Raw genomic sequence first — 22,432 nt, 5'->3', positions numbered from 1 at the left:
CCTGGGGACGGAGCGGCGGGGAGCCCCTCGCTCGGGATGGGCAGTGCCCTTGGCTCGGATGGGCAGTGCCCTTGGCTCGGGTGGGCGGAGCCCTTCGTTCGGGTGGGGGAGTTTTCCACAGGGTCGTGGTGCGTCCACAGGGCCCGGCGGGCACCGGCGGAAGGCCTCATCGTGGGAGTCGCAAGCCGGTCCCTCGTCGCAGGTGGTGGTCTCCGTGTCCCGCTCTCCTTCCCCCCTCCGTTCCCCCTCGCCTGCCGGTCCCCGCCCGCCCGGCACCGACGTCCCCGCCCCGTGCGAAGTGCCGCACTTCGCTCCGGTGCGGGTGCGCGGCGGCCTGCCGCTGCCGGGCCGGCTCGTCCGGCACCGGAGGCGGGCCATGGCGGTCGGCCTCGCGGTCACGGCGGCGGCGCTGGTGGCGGCGGGACCGCGGGACGCGGACCGCTCCCGCGGGCATCCCGGCGGGCCCCCGACCGCCCGGGCCGCCTCGGCGTCCCCCGGGGACCGTCCCGTACGGACGCGGCGCGCGGGCGCGACGATGACGGCGGCCGTGCGGATCGCCGACGCGGCCACGGTACGGCTGCTGAGGCCGGGTGACCGGGTGGACGTGATCGCCGCCGAGGAGACGGCGTCCGGGGGCGAGGCCCGTGTGGTCGCGCGCGGGGCGCGGGTGACCGGGGTGCCGGAACCGGTGGACGGCGCGGGTGACGGCGGGGCCCTGCTGGTGGTGTCGGTACCGCGGGCCACCGCGGCCGGCCTGGCCGGCGCGAGCGCCACGGCCCGGCTGGCGGTCACCATGTGGTGAACGGTGCCTTTTCGAGCCGTGTTCGCACGTCAAGCACCTCCTCCGAGCGACCCGGCCGAGGCTGTCGGCACCGCGCTGACGTAGGTTGCGGAGCGTTTGATTCCGCGCAGTGCGCAGCTGAGATGGGGGCTCGACGTGAGCGAGAAGAAGGAATCCGTGTGGGCGGGCTTCAAGGCCTTCCTGACGCGCGGGAATGTCGTCGATCTGGCCGTGGCGGTGGTCATCGGCGCCGCGTTCACCAACATCGTCAACGCGGTGGTGAAGGGCATCATCAACCCGCTGGTGGGTGCGTTCGGCACGAAGAACCTGGACAGCTACAGCTCGTGTCTGAAGGGGCCCTGCGAGGGTGCCGGGGACGCGGCGACCGGCGTCAGGATCCTCTGGGGCTCGGTCCTCGGCGCGACGCTGCAGTTCGTGATCACCGCGGCGGTCGTCTACTTCCTGATGGTGCTGCCCATGGCGAAGTACCTGGCCCGGGTGGAGGCCCGCCGGAAGGCCAAGGAGGGAACGCAGGAGATAGTCGAGGTCTCCGAGCTGGAAGTGCTCAAGGAGATCCGCGACACCCTCGTCGCGCAGCGCGGCTCGGGCCCCGGCGGGCGCTAGGCGTTCTGTCCTGGGAGGTTGTGGACGGGTGAGGCAAGACGATTCGCGTCGTCGCCCGCCCGCGGACGGGTCAGATGTGGTGGGGCGGCTTCTCGTCGAGGAAGCGCTTCAGATCGGCGGCGCTGTCGCCCGACGGGCGCTCGCCCCACCCGCGGTCCGTGTCGTCCGAGGACGGCTGGTCCAGCGGGTCGTCGAAGACCAGCGCGGGCTTCGGATCACGCGGCCGGGGATCGGGGGCGGTACTCATACGCCTAGGGTACGGCCCCTCCCAGCGGGCAGAACTGGTCTCATGACAGCTGACGCTCTGACGGATGTGGCCGGGGTGCGCGTGGGCCATGCGACGCGCACCGGCGACGGTTGGCTCACGGGCACCACGGTCGTGCTCGCGCCCGAGGGCGGGGCCGTTGCCGCGGTGGATGTGCGCGGCGGTGGCCCCGGCACGAAGGAGACCGACGCGCTGGATCCGCGCAACCTGGTGCAGAGGGTCGAGGCGATCGTGCTGACCGGGGGCAGCGCCTACGGGCTCGACGCGGCGTCCGGGGTGATGGCCTGGCTGGAGGAGCGGGGCCGCGGGGTGCGGGTCGGTCCGGATCCCGCGCATGTGGTGCCGGTGGTGCCGGCCGCCTGTGTCTTCGACCTGGGCCGGGGCGGCGACTTCCGGGCCCGGCCGGACGCGGCCACCGGCCGTGCCGCGGTCGAGGCGGCGGCGGCGACCGAGCCGGGCGCACCGGTGCCCCAGGGATGCGTCGGCGCCGGTACGGGCGCGGTGGTGGGGCTGGTGAAGGGCGGGATCGGCACCGCGAGCACGGTACTGGAGTCGGGCATCACGGTGGCCGCGCTGGTGGTGGCCAACGCGGCGGGGTCGGCGGTGGATCCGGAAACGGGGGTGCTGTACGGGGAGTTGTTCCAGGGCAGGGTGCGTTACCCGGAGGCGGAGGTGCACGAGGCCGCGCTGCGTCGGCTCGCTCAGGCGGCCGCGCGGAACGCGCCTCCCCCGCTGAACACCACGCTCGCGGTGGTCGCCACCGACGCCGACCTGTCCAAGGCGCAGGCTCAGAAACTGGCCGGCACCGCGCACGACGGCATCGCGCGCGCGGTACGGCCGGTGCATCTGCTGAGCGACGGGGACACGGTGTTCACCCTGGCCACCGGAGAGCGCCCGCTCGACGCGGCGGACCCCCTCGCCCTGAACGAGGTACTCGCGGCGGGCGCGGACCTGGTGACCCGCGCGATCGTACGAGCGGTGCGCGCCGCCGAGCCGGTGGACGGACCGGGCGGATCGTGGCCGAATCATGGGGAGTTGTACGGGGAACAGTGAAGAAAACACCCGACGGCCGCCCTGCCGGACCGCGCGGGAATTTCTCCCGCGGCCCGGTCGTTCCCCGGCCATCCGATTTCTCGGTTCCCGGACATGATGTCCGACCGAGGGGCTACGGTATGCACCCACAAGGTGACATGCAGCAACGCCGGGAGAAACCTTGAGCGTTCCGTACGAGACGGCAGCGTACGAACCACCCGACTCGCCCGAGTCTCCGGAGGAGCACCTCGCGCGCCTCCTCGGCCGCACCCTGAACTCCTTCGAGTTGCCGGACGAGACGGTCCAGAGACTGGACTGTGCGCTGGCGCACGACAGTTCGCTGCACTCCGCGCACCACAGCGCGGGTCTGCACCGGGAGACGTACCGGCACACCTGGCTGCTCGCCGACGGATCCGCGCTCACCCTCTGGGAGCTCGTCCACAACACCGCACCGGGAGCCGAGCCCCAGCACGAGGTGTACGTGGACGAGGAGGAACTGCGCACGGCCACGGCCCGGTTGCCGCTGCCGCCGGACACCCCGGACTTCGAACTGCCGGTGACGGTGCAGTTGTCCCCGGCCCCCGCGCCGCGGCACGTCTACGTTCCGGATGATTCCGCGGACCACGCGCGCCGCTTACTGCGCAGGGCGGAGAACGTGGACCGGCCGGGCACGGAGACGGCCGCGCTGCTGGCCACGGCGTGCGCGCACCGGATCACGCAGGCCTTCGGCCGGCCGTCCCGTGCGGGGCGTTCGCGGCTGACCTTCTCACTTTACGAGCACGCGTTCCTGCTGGGTGACGGCGCGGAGTTGTCCCTGTGGGAGGTCGAGCACACGGCCACGCCCGACGGGCGGCACATGTGCGAGGTGTATGTCAGCGAGGACGCGGCGCGGGAGGCGATGGAGCGCCGGGCGGCGCAGGTCTCCTGACGGCGCGGAGGGAAGGTTCAGTCTCCTTCGCTCAGGCGTCTCACCAGCCCGGCGAACGCGTCGCGTTCCGCGTCGGTGAGGTCCACCGCTTCCGCCGACGGGCCCGTCCTCCGCTGACGGGGGACGGTCGGGATGCCGTGGGGCGTATGCCGTCGGGCCGCCTCCGAGCGCCCCTGCGCGCGTTCGCGCAGCCGCCCGCGTCGACGCCGCAGGGCGTCGGCCAGACCCGCCGTGCAGACCACGGCCACCAGGGTGAGAACCGCAGTCCCCGCCGTCCGCGAGATTGTCCCGTGCTCACGCATGCGGCCCAGTACACACCACGATCCGGGGCTGTGAACCCCGGATCGTGATGAGCGTGATCTATATCGCAGTCGGCATGAATCGCCTATACCTACCCAAACGGACGCACCGTCGCGGCTCTACGCGGCCACCGGCTCCTTGGTCCCCGCCGCGGGCACCGACGTGTTCTCGCCGGTCCCCGTGGTGACCGGGGCCGGCTCGCGCAGGCCCTTGAGGAGGATCACCAGGGCCGCCGTGACACCCACGCCCGCGGCGATGGCGACGAGGTAGAGCAACGGGTTGCCGATCAGCGGGACCACGAAGATGCCGCCGTGCGGGGCGCGCAGCGTGGCCCCGAACGCCATGGACAGGGCGCCGGTGACCGCGCCGCCCACCATCGAGGAGGGGATCACGCGCAGCGGGTCCGCCGCCGCGAACGGGATCGCGCCCTCGGAGATGAAGGAGGCGCCCAGGACCCAGGCGGCCTTGCCGTTCTCCCGTTCGGTCCGGTTGAAGAGCTTGCCGCGGACCGTGGTGGCCAGGGCCATCGCCAGTGGCGGGACCATACCGGCCGCCATCACCGCGGCCATGATCTTCATCGCGGAGTCGCTGGGGCTCGCGACGGCGATCCCGGCGGTGGCGAAGGTGTAGGCGACCTTGTTGACGGGGCCGCCGAGGTCGAAGCACATCATCAGGCCGAGCAGGGCGCCGAGCAGGACGGCGTTGGTGCCGGTGAGGCCGTTGAGCCAGTCGGTCATGCCCTGCTGCGCCTCGGCGATGGGCTTGCCGATGACGACGAACATCAGGAACCCGACGACCGCCGCGGAGATCAGCGGAATCACCACCACCGGCATGATGCCGCGCAGCGCGGTGGGGATGCGCACCTTCTGGATCGCGATCACCACACCACCGGCGATCAGGCCGGCCGCGAGGCCGCCGAGGAAACCCGCGTTGATGGTGAGCGAGATCGCGCCGCCGACGAAGCCGGGCACGAGACCGGGCCGGTCCGCCATGCCGTAGGCGATGTAGCCGGCCAGGACCGGGACGAGGAAGCCGAAGGCGACGCCGCCGATCTGGAAGAGCAGGGCGCCCCAGCTGTCGGCCTGGGTCCACACGAAGTGGTCCATCACCGAGGGCGCCTTGTTGATCTCGTAGCCGCCGATCGCGAAGCCGAGCGCGATGAGCAGACCGCCCGCCGCGACGAACGGCACCATGTAGCTGACGCCGGACATCAGCCACTTGCGCAGCTTGGTGCCGTAGCCCTCGCCGCTGTCGCCGGCGCGTTCCCCGGGCGTACCGCCGGATGCGGTGGCCACCCCGGTGACCTCGCCGCGCTCGGCCTTGCCGCGTACCTCGGTGATCAGGTCGGCGGGGCGGTTGATGGCCGCCTTGACGCCGGTGTCGACGGTGGGCTTTCCGGCGAAGCGGTCCTTCTCCCGCACGGGGACGTCGTGGGCGAAGATCACGCCGTCCGCCGCCGCGATCACGGCCGGGTCGAGCCGGGTGAAGCCGGCTGACCCCTGGGTCTCGACGACGATCTCGACGCCCGCGTCCCGGCCGGCGTTCTCCAGCGACTCCGCCGCCATGTAGGTGTGGGCGATACCGGTGGGGCAGGAGGTGACGGCGACCACCCGGAACGGGCGACGGTCCGCACCGGCCCCCGCGTCGTCGGTGCCCGCCCCGGCCCCCGCGTGCTCGGTACCCGCCCCGGTTCCCGCGTCGTCGGTGCCCGCAGCGACCTCCCCGCCGGTGGCGCCGGTGGCGCCCGTGCCCGCGTCGCCCGTGCCCGTGGCGGCGCCGGCGGAGGCCGCCGCCGGCGCCGTCACGGAGTTCGCGGGGCCGCTCTCACCGGCCGTCGGCGGCTCGTCGCCGCGGATGAGCGCCGTCGCTGCCGCCGCGTCGCCCACCGACCGGAGCGCGGTGGTGAACTCGGCGTTCATCAGCTGCCGGGCCAGCGACGACAGGATCGTCAGGTGGGCGTCGTCGGCGCCGGCCGGGGCGGCGATCAGGAAGATCAGGTCGGCGGGCCCGTCCGGCGCGCCGAAGTCGATCCCGGCACCGCTGCGTCCGAAGGCCAGTGTCGGCTCGGTGACATGCGTGCTGCGGCAGTGCGGGATGCCGATGCCGCCGTCGAGGCCGGTCGGCATCTGGGCCTCGCGGGCGGCGACGTCGGCGAGGAAGCCGTCCAGGTCGGTCACCCGGCCCAGGGCCACCATGCGCTCGGCGAGGGCACGCGCCGCCGCTTCCTTGGTGTCGGCGGACAGGTCGAGATCGAGATCGACCAGGTCCGCGGTGATCATGTCGCTCATCGCGGGCTCCTTCGCACGCGTATCGCCCGTGCAGCGGGGTGGGCGTAAGAGGGGACGGGGGTGAGGAGGGGGAGAGGGAGGCGGAGGCCGGGGCCGGTCGTCGTGCGGAGGGTCATGACGCCGGCTCCCGCAGTACGCGGTCGACGGGCACCTCGGCCGTGACGGTCACCGCGGCCGGGTCCAGGTCGCCCGGCTTCGGCATCACGCTGCCGGGCAGTTGGACGGCCGCCGCGCCGTGCGCGACGGCGGAGGCGAGTGCCGCGGGTCCGCGTCCGCCGGCGATGAGGAATCCGGCGAGGGAGGAGTCGCCCGCGCCCACGTTGCTGCGGACGCTGTCCACCGGGGCGGTGCCGAACCAGGCGCCGTCGTCGTCCACGAGCAGTTGTCCGTCGGCGCCGAGGCTCGCGAGGACGGCCCGGGCGCCGGTCGCGCGCAGTTCCTCGGCCGCCTTCAGCGCGTCGCCCACGGTGGTCAGGGGCCGCCCCACGGCCTGGGCCAGTTCCTCGGCGTTCGGTTTCACCACGTCGGGCCGCTCACGCAGGGCCGCGAGCAGCGCGGGCCCGGAGGTGTCCAGGGCGATGCGTACGCCGGCGGCGTGCGCCCGGGCGACCAGTTCGGCGTACCAGGAGGGAGCCAGTCCGCGCGGAAGGCTGCCGCAGCAGGCGATCCAGGCGGCGCCCCGGGACTGCCGTCGCACGGTGTCGAGGAGCAGTTCCTGCTCGGCCGCGGTCAGCTCGGGGCCCGGCGCGTTGATCTTCGTCAGTACGCCGTCCGCCTCCGCGAGCGCGATGTTGGAGCGGGTGGCGCCGGACACCGGTACCGGAGCGACCTCGATGTCCTGCGCGTCGAGCAGGTCGGCGACCAGGGCGCCCGGTGCGCCGCCCAGGGGCAGCACGGCGACCGTGCGCCGGCCGGCCGCGGCGACGGCGCGGGAGACGTTGACCCCCTTGCCGCCGGGGTCGACGCGTTCGCCGGTGGCCCGGACGACCTCGCCGCGATCCAGCGAGGGAACCTCGTAGGTTCGGTCCAGGGACGGGTTGGGGGTGACGGTGAGGATCATGCGCGTACCACTTCCGTGCCGCCGCGCTCGATCTCGGCGGCATCCTGTGGGCTGAGCCCGCTGTCGGTGATCAACAGGTCCACGTCGCTCAGGTCGCCGAAGCGGGCGAAGTGCTCCTGGCCGTGCTTGGAGGAGTCGGCGAGCAGCACCACCCGGCGGGCGGCGGCCATGGCCGCGCGCTTGACGGCGGCCTCGGCGAGGTCGGGAGTGGTCAGACCGTGCTCGGCGGAGAAGCCGTTGGCGGCCACGAACAGGACGTCCGCGCGGATCTCGGCGTACGCGCGCAGCGCCCAGGCGTCCACGGCGGCGCGCGTACGGTGCCGTACGCGCCCTCCGACGAGATGGAGCTGGATGCCGGGGTGGTCGGCGAGGCGGGCCGCGATGGGCAGGCTGTGGGTGACGACGGTGAGGGAGAGCTCCACCGGCAGGGATCCGGCGAGCCGCGCGGCCGTCGAACCGGCGTCGACGATCAGCGTGCCGTCGGCGGGGAGTTCCGCGAGGGCGGCCTTGGCGATGCGGTCCTTCTCGTCGGCCGCGGTCGTCTCCCGCTCGGCGAGGTCGGGTTCGAAGTCGAGGCGTCCGGCGGGGATGGCCCCGCCGTGCACGCGGCGGACCAGGCCGGCGCGGTCGAGGGCCTTCAGGTCCCGGCGGATGGTCTCGGCGGTCACCTGGAACTCCTCGGCCAGCGAGACCACGTCGACCCGGCCGCTGTCGCGGGCGAGCCGCAGGATCTCCTGCTGGCGTTCCGGTGCGTACATCTCCGGCGGCCTCCGAGTTCACTCCGGTCCGGTCCGGTCCGGTTGCAGTCCGGTCCGGTCGCAGTCCGTTCCGGCCCGGTGCAGCCCGGTCCAGTCATGCCCGAACGTGTGGTTTCGCTCGGAGAGTACGCCCGGATGTCCGGAAAGTAAACAGGTACGGGCACGACCGGGCACGAACGGACGTCTGGGTGTGTCTGTCCTTCCGTCCCGGACGCGCCGGAAGGACCTGGCACCCCCATGAGTGCCGGGCCCTTCCCGTCAGCCGCCGCAGTGGCGATGGCGTCCCCTCAGGACACGAGCTCCGGCTCCTTCTCCACCGCCGCCGGACCGTCCTGCGCCCCCTCCACATGCTGGGCCGGGCGCTTCGGCAGGGCGAACATCAGCAGGAAGATCACGCCCATGACCGCGGCGACCCAGCCCAGCGCGTGCTGGAATCCGTCCGCGAAGGCCGGGCCCGCCCCGGCCCTGGCGAGCCGCTCGTCGACCACGCCGAAGAACACCACCGACACCAGCCCGAGCCCCAGCGCGTTGCCCATCTGCTGCACGGTGTTGATCAGCCCCGACGCCGATCCGGCGTGCTCACGCGGCACCTCGGACAGCACCGCGTCGGTCAGCGGAGCGACGATCAGTCCCATGCCGACGCCCATGACGACCAGCGGGAGCGCCATCTGCCAGGAGGCGATGGACTGGCCGTACCGCCCGGCCTCCCAGATGTAGATCAGCACTCCGGCCGCCATCACCAGCGCGCCCGTCTGGAGCACCTTGCGGCCGTAACGCGGGACCAGCAGCTGCACCGACATCCCGGCCGCCACCGAGACGGCGACGGAGAAGGGCACGCCGGTCAGCCCGGCCCGCAGCGGGCTCCAGCCCAGGCCGAACTGCATGTACAGCGTCCAGACCAGGAAGAAGATGCCGAGGCCGATACCGAACACCGTCTGCACCGCGATGCCCGCCGCGAAGCTCTTCACCTTGAACAGCGACAGCTCGATCAGCGGGGAGCCGTCCCGCGCGCTCTTGTTCCGCTCGTACGCCACCAGCGCCGCGAAGACCACCAGCGCGCCGGCCATCGACACGTAGCCCCACACCGGCCAGCCCAGCTCACGGCCGCGGGTGAGCGGGTAGAGCAGCATCAGCAGACCCAGCGTCACCAGGGCGACACCGACGAGGTCCAGCTTGAGGGCGCGCGGCGCCTTCGACTCGCTGATGAAGCGGCTGCCGAGGATCAGGCCCGCGATGCCGACCGGCAGGTTGATCAGGAAGATCGGCCGCCATTCCAGGCCGAACAGGTTCCACTCCGTGAGCAGCGCGCCGAGCAGCGGTCCGGACACGGCGCCCAGGCCGACGATCGCGCCGAACAGTCCGAACACCTTGCCGCGTTCGTGCGCCGGGAAGGTCGCGTGCACGATCGACAGCACCTGCGGCACCATCAGCGCCGCCATGGCGCCCTGCAGGATGCGGGAGGCGACCAGCATCTCCGGGTTCACGGCGAGGCCGCACAGCGCGGAGGCCAGGGTGAAGCCGCCGATACCGATGAGGAAGACCCGCTTGCGGCCGTGGATGTCGCCGAGCCGGCCGCCGGTGACCAGCCCGGCGGCGAAGGCCAGCGCGTAACCGGCGGTGATCCACTGGATCTGGCTGAAGGTGGCGCCCTCGTCGCGCTGGATCGACGGGATCGCGATGTTGACGATCGTGACGTCGACGAGGTCCATGAAGGCCGCGGTCATCACGATCGCCAGGGCGAACCACCGGCGACGGTCGCCCACGACGGGCTGTGGTGCGTGCGGGGTGTCGGTGAAGGTCATGTCCCCGAAGCTATGACCCGAGTAGGTCGGATCGTGTCCTAGTTCCGCGGCATTCTCGTGTCCATGACGACGGACACACCGGCCCGGCTGCTGACACTCCTCTCCCTCCTCCAGACGCCCCGCGAATGGCCGGGCGGTGAGCTGGCCGACCGGCTCGGGGTCTCCCGGCGCACGATCCGGCGGGACATCGACCGGCTGCGGGAGCTCGGCTATCCCGTGCAGGCGACCCTGGGCGCGGACGGCGGCTACCGGCTGGTCGCCGGCAAGGCGATGCCGCCGCTGGTGCTCGACGACGAGGAGGCGGTGGCCATCGCGGTGGGGCTGCGGGCCGGTGCCGGGCACGCGCTGGAGGGCGTGGACGAGGCGTCCGTGCGGGCGCTGGCCAAGCTGGAACAGGTGCTGCCCGGTCGGCTGCGCCACCGAGTCAGCACGCTCCAGGCCGCGACCACCCCGCTGACCAGCGGGGACGGAGCGACGATCGCGCCCGAGACGCTGACCGTGATGGCCTCCACGGTGGCCGGCCACGAGCGGCTGCGGTTCGCCTACCGCGCGGCCGACGGCACCGAGTCCCGGCGCGTGACGGAACCGTACCGGCTGGTGTCGACGGGGCGGCGCTGGTACCTCGTGGCATACGACCTCGACCGCGCGGACTGGCGTACGTTCCGCGTGGACCGGGTGAGCGAACCCCTCGCCACCGGGGCGCGGTTCACGCCGAGGGAGCTGCCGACCGGGAGCGCGGCGGAGTACCTGCGCCGGTCCATGCACCGTGCCCAGGAGTCGTACGACCTCGTCGTCACCTTCGCCGCACCGGCCGAGGTGGTCGCGGCCCGCCTGCCGGGCTGGCTGGGCCCGCCCGAGCCCCTGGACGAGGGCAGCTGCCGGCTGCGGGCGACGGTGACCGGCGCCACGGAGTGGATGGCGGTACGGCTCGCGCTGCTGGGACACGAGTTCACCGTTCAGGAACCCGCGGAACTCGTCGAGGCCGTGCGGGAGTTGGGCGCGCGGATGAGCCGGGCGGCGGGTGCCGGCGCATGACGTGACGTCGAGAGCGGCGGGGGACGGGGGCAGGTCACGACGTGACATCAGGTACTTCAGCGGCCGGTCACGTCACCCCACGGGAAGTCCCGTAGCGCCGCCAGGTTGCCCAGCGCCAGTTCGGCCGGTCCCCGCGGGCCGTCGGCGGGGTCGTCGCCCGCCGCCCAGCTCTCCATGGCCGAGCGCACGGCCGCGCTCGCGACGGCGGCGGCGAAACCCAGCCGGGCGGCGGTGGCAACGTTGTCGCAGTCATGGGGGACCCGGCCTGCCGTCAGCCGCTCCCCCAGCGCCTGCGTCAGACTCCGCTCCGACGCCTGGCACGCCTCGGCCCAGACTCTGCGCAGGGCCGGGTTCGCCTCCGCCAGCCGGATCAGGGTGCGCACCCAGTCCCAGGAGGCCGTCGACACTCCGACGCCGGGCGTCAGCGTATGGCGCACGGCGTCCTCCAGGACCCGCGGCAGGGGCACCTCGGCGGGCGCGGCACGCACCGCCTCCACCCAGCGCCGGGCGCCGGTCGCGTAGAGCGGGCCGATGGCCTCCTCCTTGCTGGCGAAGTACCGGTAGAAGGTGCGCGGGGCGATGCCGGCCGCCTGGGCGATGTCCTCGGCACGGGTGGCCCGCAGGCCCTGCCGGACGAAGAGACCGGCCGCCACACGGGCGATCTCCATACGGGTCTCGGCCTTGCGCCGTTCGGTCAGCGAGACCGCGGGAGGCGGAGGTGACGTCGGGGTGGTGCTGCTCACGTCCGGCAGGCTATGCCCATGTGACACAATCTGCCATCTGGCGGGCCACCCCGGGGTTCAGGTTCGGGGTGACCCGCCGGCCCGCCACCGGCATCGGACAGGAGAAAGCCGGGCCCGGCGCCCGGGGGGAGGGCGCCGAACCCGGCCTGGGAAGTCCCGGCGCCGGGGGGGTGTGCGTCGGGACGTGGTTCAGGGGGTCCACAGGGCTCAAGGCCCCGAGACCCGAACTCCTACGCTCTGCATTCTTGTTCCCAGAGCCCAGCAGGTTGAAGCGGCGGGGAACGGCCATGTTTCGCGCGGCCTTCCGCCACCGGCGTACGCGGCCGGATTCGTCACACCACCTCGGCGAACCCGCGCATCACACCATCGTGCCGGACCCGCGCATCGATCCACTGCACCGAACCCACGCGGCACGTTACCGCCTCGGCACCGCGCGGCACGCTACCGGTTCGGCACCGCGCGGAACCCTACCGCGTCGAGAGCGCTCGTCACGCCACCGCGCCGGAGGCGGCCTTCACGCCACCCGCGCCCGCGGCGGCCTTCACGCCGCCGCGTCGAAACCGGTGTCGCGGGCCAGCTTCTTCAGCTCCAGCAGCGCGTGCTTCTCGATCTGGCGGATGCGCTCGCGGGTCAGACCGTGCTCCTTGCCGACCTCGGTCAGCGTGCGCTCCCGGCCGTCCTCGATGCCGTACCGCATCTTGATGATGGAGGCCGTGCGCTGGTCGAGGCGGCCGATCAGGTCGTCCAGCTCCTCGCTGCGCAGCAGCGTCAGCACCGACTGCTCGGGCGACACCGCGGAGGTGTCCTCCAGGAGATCGCCGAACTGGGTCTCGCCCTCGTCGTCCACCGACATGTTCAGCGAGACCGGGTCACGGGCCCAGTCCAGGACGTCGGTGACACGCTCCGGCGTGGAGCCGAGCTCGGCGGCGATCTCCGCGGGCTCCGGCTCGCGGCCGTGCTCACGGTTGAACTCGCGCTGCACGCGCCGGATCCGGCCCAGCTCCTCCACCAGGTGGACGGGCAGGCGGATGGTGCGCGACTGGTCGGCTATGGACCGCGTGATGGCCTGACGGATCCACCAGGTGGCGTACGTCGAGAACTTGAAGCCCTTGCGGTAGTCGAACTTCTCGACCGCGCGCACCAGACCGGCGTTGCCCTCCTGGATCAGGTCGAGGAGGGGCAGGCCGCTCCTCGGGTAACGGCGGGCCACGGCGACGACCAGGCGGAGGTTGGAACGGATGAAGACGTCCTTGGCCCGCTCACTCGCGTCGACGAGGGCCTCGAGCTCCTCGGGAGTGGCCCCGGCCTTGTTCTCCTCGATGCCGTCGAGGATCTGCCGTGCGAACACACCCGCTTCGATGATCTGGGACAGCTCGACCTCCTTGGCGGCGTCGAGCAGCGGTGTGCGCGCGATCTCGTCGAGGTACATGCCGACCAGGTCGCGATCGGCGATCTCGCCGCTATGGGCGCGAACACTGCTTGCCGAGTCGACCGTCTCGCCGGCGGCGGACTGACGACGGGCGACGGCACGGGTTGCCATGCGTGCTCCCTTGCGATGATGAGGTCAGTGCGGGTGGTCCTGCGGACGCTCGGCACCTTCTTCACTCTGTCGGACTCTGCTCGGGTGCCCGCATCCGTAGGAAACAACGACTGGAATCCGGACAGAATTCCCAACCCGCCCCTCGAATTTTCCGATCATGCAGTACCCTGTCCGGCCACACGGGGAGGCGCGATACCGTCGGAGCGTGCGGAGGTCCAGGTCAGGCCCGGGACCGAGGGCGGTCCGGTGGCCCTCACCGACCTGTGCAACCACTACGTACGTGAGACGGCGATCACATGTGACACGGCGCCTTTCACCCCGGAGGAGCGCCGCCCTTGGCGGCTCTCCCACCCTGTAGACGGCCCCCACCGCCTGATGGTTGCCACGGGCGCCGACCCACGGCGGATTCGGGGTACGCCACGTCCCACCCCTTGTCAGCCGAACTGCACCGACCGCTTCGCCAGCCCCATCCAGAACCCGTCGATCACGGACTTCTGTTCCCCGAGCTCACCGGCGGCGTCCGCGGCGCCCATGGTCACGAAGAGCGGTGCGAAGTGCTCGGTGCGCGGGTGGGCGAGGAGGCCCGCCGGGGACTTGTGGGCGAAGTCGAGCAGCGCGTCCACGTCACCGGAGTCCAGCGCCCGCCGGCCCCAGTCGTCGAACTCCGCCGACCAGGCCGGGATGCCGCCCTGGCGCAGTGCGGCCAGGTTGTGGGTGAAGAACCCGGAGCCGATGATCAGTACGCCCTCGTCGCGCAGCGGCGCGAGCCTGCGCCCGATCTCCATCAGCTTCACCGGGTCCAGTGTCGGCATGGACACCTGGAGCACCGGGATGTCGGCCGCCGGGAACATCTCGACCAGCGGGACGTAGGCGCCGTGGTCCAGGCCCCGGTCGGGTACGTCCTGCACGGGGATGCCGGGGGCGCGCAGCAGCCCCCGCACCGAGTCGGCGAGCGCGGGGGCGCCGGGGGCGCCGTAGGTGACCTGGTAGTAGTGCTCGGGGAAGCCCCAGAAGTCGTAGACGAGGGGAACCGTCTCGGTGGCACCGAGGGCGAGCGGGGCCTCCTCCCAGTGGGCCGAGACGACGAGGATCGCCTTCGGGCGGGGCAGGCCTGCCGACCATGCGGCCAGTTCGCCGGGCCAGACGGGGTCGTCGGCCAGGGGCGGGGCGCCGTGGCTGAGGTAGAGCGCGGGCATGCGCTCCTGAGTGGCGGCGGTCATGACGGCGGCTCCCTTCGACGATGCGAGTCCCCCGAGCCGGGCGCTTCACGCCCAGCGTGCTTGAACTCTCAACTTCCACCGACTGTACAGCCACTTTGTTTAACCTTCAAGTAGGTCGGTCGTACAGTGGAGTACATGAAGACGGCACCCGCATCGGCACGCGCCGACGAACCCCGCTGGCTCACGGACGAGGAGCAGCGCGTCTGGCGCTCGTACATCGACGCAACCACCCTCCTGGAAGACCACCTCGACCGTCAGCTCCAGCGTGACGCGGGAATGCCGCACGTCTACTACGGCCTGCTGGTCCGACTCGCCGAGTCCCCGCGCCGGCGGCTGCGCATGACGGAGCTCGCGATGTCCGCGAAGATCACCCGCTCCCGCCTCTCCCACGCCGTCGCCCGCCTGGAGAAGAACGGCTGGGTACGCCGCGAGGACTGCCCCTCCGACAAGCGCGGCCAGTTCGCGGTGCTGACGGACGAGGGCCAGGAGGTGCTGCGCCGGCACGCGCCCGGCCATGTGGACGCCGTACGCCAGGCCGTCTTCGACCGGCTCACCCCGGAACAGCAGAAGTCCCTCGGTGAGATCATGCGGATCATCGCCGAGGGACTTCAGCCGAGCGAAGCGGGTGCGGACCTGCCCTGGCTCCGCTGACGCGGAAGCCGGGGCAGGTCCGGGGAGCCGTGCGGGCGGGGCGTCCCCTCCTCGTCCGCACGGGTGGTCCGAAGGGGTGCGGCAGGCCGGGCCGTCAGCGGTCGACGGCCAGGACCGCCGGTGGAGTACGGCGGACCGCGGCCGTCAGTGGGCGACCACCGGCACCCGCAGCTCGTCCCCGGCCGTCTCGTCGGAGGACCGGTTGAGCATGGTGTCGCCCGGCCGGCCGGCGGTGATGAAGGTCAGGGCGATGACCGCGGCGGCCACCAGGATCCCGACGGCGAACCAGATCGCGCTGGTGTAGCCCTGCACCTGCCCCTGGAGCTGGACCAGCTGCTGCTGGGACCGGCTGCTGGCACCGCCGATGTGGTCGGCGATGTAGGACGTGGTGGCCGAGGCCGCGATCGTGTTCAGCAGGGCCGTACCGATGGCGCCGCCCACCTGCTGCGAGGTGTTGACCATCGCGGAGGCGACACCGGAGTCCCGGGGCTCGACGCCCTGGGTGGCCAGCGACATGGCCGGCATGAACGCCGTACCCATGCCCAGACCGAGCAGCAGCATCCCCGGCAGCAGCACGGCCGCGTACGAGGTGTCGATCTCCAGCTGGGTCAGCAGCAGCATGCCGAGCGCGGCGACCAGGAAGCCGGGGCCCATCAGCAGCCGGGGCGCGACCCGGGTCATCAGCCGGGTGCCGATCTGGGTGGAGCCCGTGATCATGCCCGCGATCATCGGCAGGAAGGCGAAACCGGTCTTGACCGGCGAGTAACCCTGCACGACCTGCAGGTAGTACGTCAGGAAGAGGAACAGGCCGAACATCGCGATGATGGCGAGGCCCAGCGAGAGGTAGATGCCTCCGCGGTTGCGCTCGGTGAGCACGCGCAGCGGCAGCAGCGGCGCCTTCACCCTGGCCTCGACGGCCACGAAGGCGGCGAGCAGCACGGCGGAGGCGACGAACATGCCGATCGTGACGGAGTCGCTCCAGCCCTCGGACTCGGCGCGGGTGAAGCCGTAGACCAGCGCGACCAGACCCACGGTCGACAGCACCACACCGGGGATGTCCAGCGGCGAACGGTTGCGGCCGCCCGCGGGCTCACGGATGACGAAGTACGCGCCGGCCGCGGCGACGATGGCGAACGGGATGTTCACGAAGAACGTCCAGCGCCAGTCCAGGTACTCGGTGAGGAAACCGCCGAGGATCAGACCGACGGCACCACCGCCACCGGCGATCGCGCCGTAGATGCCGAACGCCTTGGCGCGCTCCTTGCCGTCGGTGAACATCACCGCGAGCAGGGACAGCGCGGCGGGCGCGAGCAGCGCGCCGAACACACCCTGCAGGGCACGGGCGCCGAACATCATGGCCTCGTTCGTGGCCGCGCCACCGAGCGCGGAGGCCACGGCGAACCCGCCCAGGCCGAGCACGAAGGCCCGCTTGCGTCCCCACAGGTCGGCTATCCGGCCGCCGAACAGCAGCAGCCCGCCGAAGGCGAGGGCGTAGGCGGTGACCACCCACTGGCGGTTGCCGTCCGAGATGCCCAGGTCCTGCTGGGCGGAGGGCAGGGCGATGTTCACGATGGTGGCGTCCAGGACGACCATCAGCTGGGCGAGCGCGATGAAGACGAGCGCTTTCCAGCGGTTGGCGTCGGCGCCGGCGCCGACGGCCCTTCGGGCCGTTGCGGCTGTTTCAGACATGGGGGTACCCACTTCGGAACTTGTGACGGTAATCAGGACTGTGTAACGAAAAATCGGGTGTCTTGAGAGAACGACTCGCCCCCGGGGGGACGGCCGTTGCCTCAGGGCCCGTGATGCGGGTGATCAGGTGATCCGACGATCAGCCCGATCGCACAACGTGGATGACCTGGGTGTTCTGGGTGACCTGGGTGTTCTGGGTGACCTGGGTGATCACACGGGATCCCGCTGATCAGGACGGGCGGTGGTTCGTCAGGAATGCGTCAGGGATGCGTCAGGACGGGATGGCTCAGCGGCGCAGATCCTCTACGGTCACGGCCGTACCCGGCAGGACGGTCGAGGCCGGAGCCCGCATCCCGTCCAGGAACAGCTGGAGATGGCGGTGGACGAAACGGTCGGCGTTCAGGCAGCCGGTACCGGCCGGGGGCCGGCTCAGCTGGGCGACACCCACCATCAGATCGCCGTACTCCACGTCGGCACGGAGCTGACCGGCCGCCTTGGCGCGGTCCATCAGCTGTGCGACGAGACGCTCGGCGCGCCGGCGCGCGTCCTCCAGGTCGGGGTGGTTCCGGTCGAAGGTGCTGGAGACCATCGGACACAGGGCACTGATCCGCTCGTCGGCGGCCGTGTGCGCGAAGCGCTCCAGCGCTTCGAAGGCATCCCCGGACTCGTTGAGCGCCTGCTCGGCCGCCCGCACCGTACGGTCCATCACGGAGCAGACGACCTCGCGCACCAGCGCGTCCCGGTCGGGGAAGTTGCGGTACACCGTGGCATTGCCGACGCCGGCGCGGCGGGCGATCTCGTCGAGCGGCACTTCGGGCCCGAACTCGACGAACATCTCCCGGGCGGCGGTGACGATCCGCTCCCGGTTGCGCAGGGCGTCGGCGCGGGGCCGAGGCATCTTGCGCGCTGCGGGGGTCGCGGTCTGCACGGTGCACTCCTCGGTTGCTATGGCTTGTCGGTGTCCTGCTGCATCCTGCTGTGTCTTGCTGGTCTTGCCTTGCCCTGCTCGGACCTGAGTCTTGGTGGGTCCTCCACGTTCCGGGGAGGGAATCCCCGTTTCGCGCGGACACAGGTCTAAACGGGGAAACGATCCCCGGTTATTTCCCGCCCTCGAAGCCTTTTACTGTGACCCGCCTCACACACCCCGTGGTGGGCGGCCCCCACGATCGGCCCTTCCAGCGAGCGTCCGCACACCCGTCGACGCAGGGTGATCGAGAGGGTGCAGTCGGAGACCGGCGGCTGCCGTGTGGAGCGGAGGTCCCCCCATGCAGCCGCAGCCGAGCCGACGCCGGATATCCCCGCGCCGCCTGGCCGCCCTGGCATCGGTGACCGTCCTGACCCTCGCAGTGAGCACCTCGGCCGGCAACGGCCACCTTTCCCCCGGCACCTCCGTCGCCGGCGCCGGACCCAGCGCCCTGTCGCGCACCGCCGCACACGGCCCCTGCATGATCGGCGGCAACCGCGAGGTCCAGATGTCGGAGGGCATCCCGACCGGCCCCGGCTACACCCGCTCCACCGGCATCGTCCGCGCCCTCACCCTGATGATCGACTTCTCCGACGCACCCGGCGAGGGCGAAGCCCTCGACCGCTACCGGGAGTTCTTCCCGGAGACCCGGGAATGGTTCACCATCAGCTCCTACGGCCGCCTCGACTACCGCCCCGAGATCCCCGTACCCGACTGGCTGCGCATGCCCAAGTCCTTCCGCGCGTACGGCATAGAGCGCGGCGCCCCCTTCGACCCCGGCTACCGCGAACTGGTCCGCGACATCGTGACCGAGGCCGATCACGAGGTGGACTTCCAGGCGTACGACCTGCTGAACGTGCTGGTGACCCCCAACGCGGGCCCCGCCGCCCTCGACACGGTCCTGTCCGTCACCTTCGCCGGCAACGGCGAGGCCCCGACCGCGGACGGCGTCGCCGTCTCCAACGCGTCCTTCGTCTACTCCCGCCAGGACGACGGCTCCGGCTCCTACGACCGCACCGGCTACCGCGTCCTGCCGCACGAGAACGGCCACGTCTTCGGCCTGCCCGACCTGTACACCGCCGAGGGCGGCGGCGCGGTCGGCCACTGGGACATCATGAGCGAGGACTGGGGCGCCAACAACGACCTCCTCGCCTGGCACAAATGGAAGCTGGGATGGCTGGACGCCGACCAGGTCGGCTGCGCGGCCCACGCGGGCACGAGGGAGTACGTCCTGACGCCGCTGGCACGGACCGGCGGCCCGAAACTCGTCTTCGTCCCGCTCGACGGGCACTCCGGTTACGCCGTCGAGCTGCGCACGCGCGCCGGCAACGACGAGGCGGTGTGCCGCCCCGGCATCCTGGTCTACCGGGTCGACGCGAACGTGGACACGGGCATGGGCCCGGTCACCGTCTACGACTCCCGGCGCGACAGCGGCGGCTGCACCCGTACCCCGAACGTCCACGCGGAACTCTCCGACGCGACGTTCGCACGGGGCGAGAGCTTCCTGGACCGCCGGGCGGGGATCCGGGTGACGGTGGTGACGGCGGAAGCGGAGAGGTACCGGGTGCGCGTGACGCGAACCCCGGAGGGCTGAACACCGACACCCGGGGACGCACCAGACCGCTCGCCGACCACCGATGGCGGGGCGTTCGCGGCAGGTATGGGATACGTCCGCGTCGACGGCCGGGACGTCACGCCGGCCCCCGCCTGATGGAATGGGGCAACGCCGACCCGGCCGCCCTGCGCGGCGGCGTGCCGGGCGTGTTCACCGCCGTGTCGGACGGGCAGGAACTCACCGTGAACGGATCCCTGGGCACGGTGTCGGTCGGGACGGACGGTCCAGCCGCACAGGCCGGACAGGCCGGACAGGCCGGACAGGCCGGACAGGCCGGACAGGCCGGACAGGCCGGACCCGGCGTACCGGTCGAGGAGACAGCGGACTTTCGGGAGCGGGATGTCTGAGCACGGGGCGGAATCCGGGGGCGTCTCCCCGGCGGTCACCTGGGGGCTGCTGGCCGCCTTCGCAGTGCACGACCTGGAGGAGCTAGCCACCATGCCCACCTGGGCAGCGGCCCAGGTGGACCGGTTGCGGGAGAGCTACCCGAAGGTTCCCGAACGGGTGTGGTCCGCGATGAGCGTGACACCCGGGCACGCGGCCACCGCCATCGGCCTGATGGGTCTGGTGGTCGGCGCCGCGTCGGCCGACGGAGCCAGGACCGGGGGACGGTCGCCGTTCTTCCAGACCGTGCTGGCCGGATTCGGGCTGCACGCGGTCTCCCACGTCGCCCAGAGCTCCGCCCTGCGCCGCTACACGCCCGGCGTGGTCACCGCCCCGCTGGTGGTCGCTCCGTTCTCGCTCTGGGCCTGGCGTGAGCTGCGGCGCGGCGGAGTGCTCCGGGAGGTCGACACCCGGAGCGTGGTGAGCGGCGCCATGATGTTCCCGCTGGGCATCCTCGGTGTACACGCGGCTGCCTTCAGGGTCAGACGGCTGGCCCGCAGGACGGCCCCCGGCCGCCCGGACGCACCACGTCGGGCGGGCCGGTCCCGGCCGAAGCGGACCGGAGCGTAGCCGCTCAGCCCGAAAGGCCCCGGAAGTGGGCGTGGTCGCGCTCCGCGAGGCGGCTCGCCACCTCCCGGGGGCTCAGGCCGGTGGCGCGGACCTCGGTGAAGACGTCCTCGACGAGCCGCCACATGGTCTTGTCGATCTTCGCCAGGGCCTCGCCCGCATCCGCGCCGACGTCCCCGAAGAGGGTCCACCACCACCAGCTGTTCGCCGCGAAGTTGGCGAGGAAGTCCGGGACCACGATCACCCCGCGGGCCAGCAGGGCCTTCTCGGCGCTCGGGAGGACGGAGACGTTGGCCGCCTCGACGAGATACCCGCAGCGCACAGCGCCCTCGTTGGCGTCGTCCACGGCGTAGGAGGCGGCGGCGGTGACCATGACGTCCGCCGGCACCGACAGCCACTCCTCGCGCGCAAGCGGCCGGGCACCGGTGGGCAGCCGGTCGCGGTCGACCAAGCCCCGGGGGCTGCGGTGGGCCGGCAGCGTCTCCACGTCCAGGCCGTCCGGGTCGGCCACCACGCCGTCCCGGTCGACGACGGCGACCACGTGCATGCCCGCGCGGGCCAGATAGCGCGCCGCGGCGCCGCCCATCGAACCGAAGCCCTGCACCGTGGCGGTGAGTCCCACCGGGTTCTCGTCGGTCTCCGCCAGGGTGGCCAGCACCGCCTGGGCCACGCCGTAGCCGCCGACCGTGTCAGCCAGACCGAGCCCGTCGACTCGGACCGCGAAGGCGTCGTCGATCCGGCGCAGTCCCGCCTGGGCACCGTCGGGGACGTGGCGGAGCGCCGGGCGGATGGCGGTACGGGCTGACGGGGTGAGGCGTCAGCCGGGTGGCTCGGGTACCTCGATGACGGTGGGTCCCGGTGTGGTGAGGGCCTTTCCGACGGCGTCCCGCAGTTCGGCGGGGCTCGCGGCGTGCGCCCCGGCACCGCCGTAGGCCCGGCTCAGCGCCGGGAAGCCTGGGCGAGCCACTCCGTCGCCCGCGGCGTCGCCCGCTTCACCGGACGCCGCGCCGCCTGACACACAGCCGGGGCCCGGCCCCCCTACTCCGCCAAAACCCTGTTGCGGCCGAGCCCCGCCCACCCAACCTCCTGCCCGACCGGGGCAGCCGGCGCCTCACCGTCCAGGAGTCACCTGCCACCACCAAGACACCCGCTACACTGGCGGCGTCGGCGCAACCCTCGCAGGCCGCGCTGTCGCAGACCTGTCGGGATCCAGCACAATGACATTCGTCCACCTTCGGACGAATGTCAGACACATTCTCCGACAGTTCCCGCCTTCGTAGCTCAGGGGATAGAGCACCGCTCTCCTAAAGCGGGTGTCGCAGGTTCGAATCCTGCCGGGGGCACCAGGCAAAAGGCCCCGGACCGATCATGGTCCGGGGCCTTTGACATCCACTTCTGACATCAACGAGTGCGGTCACTGACGACCGGGCCGCCTCTTTCTGAGCAGCCGGTCCATGTGGCTCATGGCCTCGCGCTGCGTGTCCTGCACGACGTGCGTGTAGACATCCATGGTGATGCTGATCTGGGAGTGGCCCAGGATCTCCATCACCACGCGGGGCGCGACCCCGGCCGCTGTGAGGAGCGTGGCCGTGCCGTGCCGGGCGTCATGCAGCCGGATCACCCGGAGGCCGGCGGACTCGGCAACCCGCGTGAAGGAGCGATAGACATTGCGCGGCTCGACCGGGCGACCGGTCCGAGTGGTGAACACGTACGCGGACTCCTGCCACGTCTCCCCCGCCTTCGCACGGGCAGCAGTCTGCCGCATGCGGTGCCAGCGCAGGGGCGCGATGCAAAGAGCGGGCAGCGGGACCGCACGGCGACGGCGGCTCTTCGGATCGTCGTCGTACAGGACCCCGCGGCGACGCTGGACCTGTTGGCGGACATACAGCACGCGGCCGTCGAGATCTACGTCCGACCAGCGCAGGCCCACGATTTCTCCCCGGCGGAGACCCATGGCGATGGCGAGCACGAAGGCCGCATAGAGCGGGTCCTTGCGAGAGGCCGCCAGGAAGTCGAGCGTCTCGTCCAGGCTCCAAGGCTTCAACTCGCGGTTGTCGGTGCGGGGAGGCTCGACGAGCTTGGCGACGTTTGAGGTTCCCCCGAGATGCGGGGAAAGGTGACAGCAGGTCAGATGGGTGTCATGAGAGGAGCCCAGACGATGCCTGCCCCGAGGAAGTACCCGCTGG

23 protein-coding genes, 1 tRNA gene and 1 pseudogene are annotated in these 22,432 nt (G+C 72.0%); 11 read left to right on the top strand and 14 right to left on the bottom strand.

The window, feature by feature from the left end; translation table 11 throughout:
* The first annotated feature begins 214 nt into the window (after positions 1–214).
* Together IE178_RS32625 and IE178_RS32620 are read left to right on the top strand one after the other, a co-directional pair.
* Positions 215–802 carry a CpaB family protein gene (locus IE178_RS32625; RefSeq protein ID WP_438874433.1) on the top strand — a complete coding sequence of 196 codons (588 nt, stop codon included), beginning with the start codon at positions 215–217 and terminating at the stop codon, positions 800–802.
* Positions 803–937: 135 nt separating this feature from the next.
* Positions 938–1,405, top strand: a complete 468-nt coding sequence (locus IE178_RS32620; protein ID WP_193514751.1) for a large conductance mechanosensitive channel protein MscL — start codon at positions 938–940, stop codon at positions 1,403–1,405.
* A 70-nt stretch (positions 1,406–1,475) separates the two neighbouring features.
* Here the strand turns inward: IE178_RS32620 and IE178_RS32615 are convergent, their stop codons facing one another.
* Positions 1,476–1,652, bottom strand: coding sequence for a hypothetical protein (locus IE178_RS32615; protein ID WP_184763741.1), 177 nt, complete (start codon positions 1,650–1,652; stop codon positions 1,476–1,478).
* A gap of 42 nt (positions 1,653–1,694) precedes the next feature.
* Here IE178_RS32615 and IE178_RS32610 point away from each other — a divergent pair, with 42 nt between their 5' ends.
* Positions 1,695–2,723 carry a P1 family peptidase gene (locus IE178_RS32610; protein WP_184763742.1) on the top strand — a complete coding sequence of 343 codons (1,029 nt, stop codon included), beginning with the start codon at positions 1,695–1,697 and terminating at the stop codon, positions 2,721–2,723.
* Between the two features lie 160 nt (positions 2,724–2,883).
* A complete protein-coding gene (locus tag IE178_RS32605; RefSeq protein WP_184763743.1) occupies positions 2,884–3,630 on the top strand; it encodes a DUF6227 family protein in 747 nt (248 codons plus the stop codon).
* A gap of 17 nt (positions 3,631–3,647) precedes the next feature.
* Here IE178_RS32605 and IE178_RS32600 read toward each other — a convergent pair whose 3' ends face one another.
* The 5 genes from IE178_RS32600 to IE178_RS32580 all read right to left on the bottom strand — a co-directional run bounded on the left by IE178_RS32600 (position 3,648) and on the right by IE178_RS32580 (position 9,838).
* Positions 3,648–3,932, bottom strand: coding sequence for a hypothetical protein (locus tag IE178_RS32600; RefSeq protein WP_184763744.1), 285 nt, complete (start codon positions 3,930–3,932; stop codon positions 3,648–3,650).
* Positions 3,933–4,049: 117 nt separating this feature from the next.
* The gene (locus IE178_RS32595; RefSeq protein ID WP_193514750.1) at positions 4,050–6,218 is read right to left on the bottom strand and encodes a PTS fructose transporter subunit IIABC; all 2,169 of its coding nucleotides are present in this window, start codon (positions 6,216–6,218) and stop codon (positions 4,050–4,052) included.
* A 112-nt stretch (positions 6,219–6,330) separates the two neighbouring features.
* Positions 6,331–7,278 carry a 1-phosphofructokinase gene (gene pfkB, locus IE178_RS32590; protein WP_193514749.1) on the bottom strand — a complete coding sequence of 316 codons (948 nt, stop codon included), beginning with the start codon at positions 7,276–7,278 and terminating at the stop codon, positions 6,331–6,333.
* A complete protein-coding gene (locus IE178_RS32585) occupies positions 7,275–8,036 on the bottom strand; it encodes a DeoR/GlpR family DNA-binding transcription regulator (protein ID WP_184763747.1) in 762 nt (253 codons plus the stop codon). Before IE178_RS32585 ends, pfkB begins: the two co-directional genes overlap by 4 nt.
* A 287-nt stretch (positions 8,037–8,323) precedes the next feature.
* Positions 8,324–9,838, bottom strand: a complete 1,515-nt coding sequence (locus IE178_RS32580) for an MFS transporter (RefSeq protein WP_184763748.1) — start codon at positions 9,836–9,838, stop codon at positions 8,324–8,326.
* Between the two features lie 63 nt (positions 9,839–9,901).
* Between IE178_RS32580 and IE178_RS32575 the strand changes: the two genes are divergently transcribed.
* The gene (locus IE178_RS32575) at positions 9,902–10,873 is read left to right on the top strand and encodes a helix-turn-helix transcriptional regulator (RefSeq protein ID WP_184763749.1); all 972 of its coding nucleotides are present in this window, start codon (positions 9,902–9,904) and stop codon (positions 10,871–10,873) included.
* Between the two features lie 56 nt (positions 10,874–10,929).
* On the opposite strand, the gene IE178_RS32570 is transcribed toward IE178_RS32575, so the two are convergent.
* Both IE178_RS32570 and IE178_RS32565 read right to left on the bottom strand, forming a co-directional pair.
* Positions 10,930–11,616 (bottom strand): TetR/AcrR family transcriptional regulator, encoded by a 687-nt coding sequence (locus tag IE178_RS32570; protein ID WP_193514748.1) that lies wholly within the window; start codon positions 11,614–11,616, stop codon positions 10,930–10,932.
* 541 nt (positions 11,617–12,157) lie between these two features.
* Positions 12,158–13,156, bottom strand: a complete 999-nt coding sequence (locus IE178_RS32565; RefSeq protein WP_189853310.1) for a sigma-70 family RNA polymerase sigma factor — start codon at positions 13,154–13,156, stop codon at positions 12,158–12,160.
* A gap of 192 nt (positions 13,157–13,348) precedes the next feature.
* On the opposite strand from IE178_RS32565, the pseudogene IE178_RS36390 reads away from it, so the two are divergent.
* Positions 13,349–13,587: pseudogene (locus tag IE178_RS36390) on the top strand (GNAT family N-acetyltransferase); the annotation flags it as partial.
* A 3-nt stretch (positions 13,588–13,590) separates the two neighbouring features.
* Here the strand turns inward: IE178_RS36390 and IE178_RS32560 are convergent.
* Positions 13,591–14,376 (bottom strand): dioxygenase family protein, encoded by a 786-nt coding sequence (locus IE178_RS32560; RefSeq protein WP_193514747.1) that lies wholly within the window; start codon positions 14,374–14,376, stop codon positions 13,591–13,593.
* A gap of 135 nt (positions 14,377–14,511) precedes the next feature.
* Here IE178_RS32560 and IE178_RS32555 point away from each other — a divergent pair, with 135 nt between their 5' ends.
* Positions 14,512–15,027: a MarR family winged helix-turn-helix transcriptional regulator gene (locus IE178_RS32555; protein WP_184763753.1), complete on the top strand. Its 516-nt coding sequence runs from the start codon at positions 14,512–14,514 to the stop codon at positions 15,025–15,027.
* 144 nt (positions 15,028–15,171) lie between these two features.
* Here the strand turns inward: IE178_RS32555 and IE178_RS32550 are convergent, their stop codons facing one another.
* Positions 15,172–16,716 carry an MFS transporter gene (locus tag IE178_RS32550; RefSeq protein ID WP_193514746.1) on the bottom strand — a complete coding sequence of 515 codons (1,545 nt, stop codon included), beginning with the start codon at positions 16,714–16,716 and terminating at the stop codon, positions 15,172–15,174.
* A 286-nt stretch (positions 16,717–17,002) separates the two neighbouring features.
* Positions 17,003–17,644 carry a TetR/AcrR family transcriptional regulator gene (locus IE178_RS32545; protein WP_193514745.1) on the bottom strand — a complete coding sequence of 214 codons (642 nt, stop codon included), beginning with the start codon at positions 17,642–17,644 and terminating at the stop codon, positions 17,003–17,005.
* A 337-nt stretch (positions 17,645–17,981) separates the two neighbouring features.
* Here IE178_RS32545 and IE178_RS32540 point away from each other — a divergent pair, with 337 nt between their 5' ends.
* The 3 genes from IE178_RS32540 to IE178_RS32530 all read left to right on the top strand — a co-directional run bounded on the left by IE178_RS32540 (position 17,982) and on the right by IE178_RS32530 (position 20,249).
* On the top strand, positions 17,982–19,274 hold the full coding sequence (locus tag IE178_RS32540) for a M6 family metalloprotease domain-containing protein (protein WP_193514744.1): 1,293 nt from the start codon (positions 17,982–17,984) through the stop codon (positions 19,272–19,274).
* 116 nt (positions 19,275–19,390) lie between these two features.
* Positions 19,391–19,642, top strand: a complete 252-nt coding sequence (locus IE178_RS32535) for a hypothetical protein (protein ID WP_193514743.1) — start codon at positions 19,391–19,393, stop codon at positions 19,640–19,642.
* On the top strand, positions 19,635–20,249 hold the full coding sequence (locus IE178_RS32530; RefSeq protein WP_193514742.1) for an HXXEE domain-containing protein: 615 nt from the start codon (positions 19,635–19,637) through the stop codon (positions 20,247–20,249). The genes IE178_RS32535 and IE178_RS32530 overlap by 8 nt, the downstream gene beginning before the upstream one ends.
* Positions 20,250–20,253: 4 nt before the next feature.
* Here IE178_RS32530 and IE178_RS32525 read toward each other — a convergent pair whose 3' ends face one another.
* Both IE178_RS32525 and IE178_RS36385 read right to left on the bottom strand, forming a co-directional pair.
* Positions 20,254–20,943 carry a Rossmann-fold NAD(P)-binding domain-containing protein gene (locus IE178_RS32525; protein WP_318280377.1) on the bottom strand — a complete coding sequence of 230 codons (690 nt, stop codon included), beginning with the start codon at positions 20,941–20,943 and terminating at the stop codon, positions 20,254–20,256.
* Between the two features lie 120 nt (positions 20,944–21,063).
* Positions 21,064–21,213: a thiamine pyrophosphate-dependent enzyme gene (locus IE178_RS36385; RefSeq protein WP_229876330.1), complete on the bottom strand. Its 150-nt coding sequence runs from the start codon at positions 21,211–21,213 to the stop codon at positions 21,064–21,066.
* A 303-nt stretch (positions 21,214–21,516) separates the two neighbouring features.
* Here IE178_RS36385 and IE178_RS32515 point away from each other — a divergent pair.
* Positions 21,517–21,592: transfer RNA gene (locus tag IE178_RS32515), tRNA-Arg, on the top strand.
* Between the two features lie 68 nt (positions 21,593–21,660).
* Here the strand turns inward: IE178_RS32515 and IE178_RS32510 are convergent.
* Positions 21,661–22,432 (bottom strand): tyrosine-type recombinase/integrase (locus IE178_RS32510; RefSeq protein ID WP_318280374.1); only part of this gene is annotated, 772 nt, incomplete at its 5' end.

Source organism: Streptomyces griseoloalbus (assembly GCA_014650015.1).
Taxonomy (GTDB): Bacteria; Actinomycetota; Actinomycetes; order Streptomycetales; family Streptomycetaceae; genus Streptomyces; species Streptomyces griseoloalbus.
Note: the sequence above shows the minus strand (reverse complement) of the source record. Positions and strands in the feature narration are given on the sequence as shown.

Excerpts from the sequence above, each read along its gene's own strand:
- IE178_RS32610 (WP_184763742.1), top strand. The coding sequence starts at position 1,695 with ATGACAGCTGACGCTCTGACGGATGTGGCCGGGGTGCGCGTGGGCCAT.
- pfkB (WP_193514749.1), bottom strand. The coding sequence starts at position 7,278 with ATGATCCTCACCGTCACCCCCAACCCGTCCCTGGACCGAACCTACGAG.
- IE178_RS32530 (WP_193514742.1), top strand. The coding sequence starts at position 19,635 with ATGTCTGAGCACGGGGCGGAATCCGGGGGCGTCTCCCCGGCGGTCACC.
- IE178_RS32595 (WP_193514750.1), bottom strand. The coding sequence starts at position 6,218 with ATGAGCGACATGATCACCGCGGACCTGGTCGATCTCGATCTCGACCTG.
- IE178_RS32600 (WP_184763744.1), bottom strand. The coding sequence starts at position 3,932 with ATGCGTGAGCACGGGACAATCTCGCGGACGGCGGGGACTGCGGTTCTC.
- IE178_RS32585 (WP_184763747.1), bottom strand. The coding sequence starts at position 8,036 with ATGTACGCACCGGAACGCCAGCAGGAGATCCTGCGGCTCGCCCGCGAC.
- IE178_RS32580 (WP_184763748.1), bottom strand. The coding sequence starts at position 9,838 with ATGACCTTCACCGACACCCCGCACGCACCACAGCCCGTCGTGGGCGAC.
- IE178_RS32540 (WP_193514744.1), top strand. The coding sequence starts at position 17,982 with ATGCAGCCGCAGCCGAGCCGACGCCGGATATCCCCGCGCCGCCTGGCC.
- IE178_RS32565 (WP_189853310.1), bottom strand. The coding sequence starts at position 13,156 with ATGGCAACCCGTGCCGTCGCCCGTCGTCAGTCCGCCGCCGGCGAGACG.
- IE178_RS32535 (WP_193514743.1), top strand. The coding sequence starts at position 19,391 with ATGGAATGGGGCAACGCCGACCCGGCCGCCCTGCGCGGCGGCGTGCCG.
- IE178_RS32550 (WP_193514746.1), bottom strand. The coding sequence starts at position 16,716 with ATGTCTGAAACAGCCGCAACGGCCCGAAGGGCCGTCGGCGCCGGCGCC.
- IE178_RS32575 (WP_184763749.1), top strand. The coding sequence starts at position 9,902 with ATGACGACGGACACACCGGCCCGGCTGCTGACACTCCTCTCCCTCCTC.
- IE178_RS32560 (WP_193514747.1), bottom strand. The coding sequence starts at position 14,376 with ATGACCGCCGCCACTCAGGAGCGCATGCCCGCGCTCTACCTCAGCCAC.
- IE178_RS32615 (WP_184763741.1), bottom strand. The coding sequence starts at position 1,652 with ATGAGTACCGCCCCCGATCCCCGGCCGCGTGATCCGAAGCCCGCGCTG.
- IE178_RS32555 (WP_184763753.1), top strand. The coding sequence starts at position 14,512 with ATGAAGACGGCACCCGCATCGGCACGCGCCGACGAACCCCGCTGGCTC.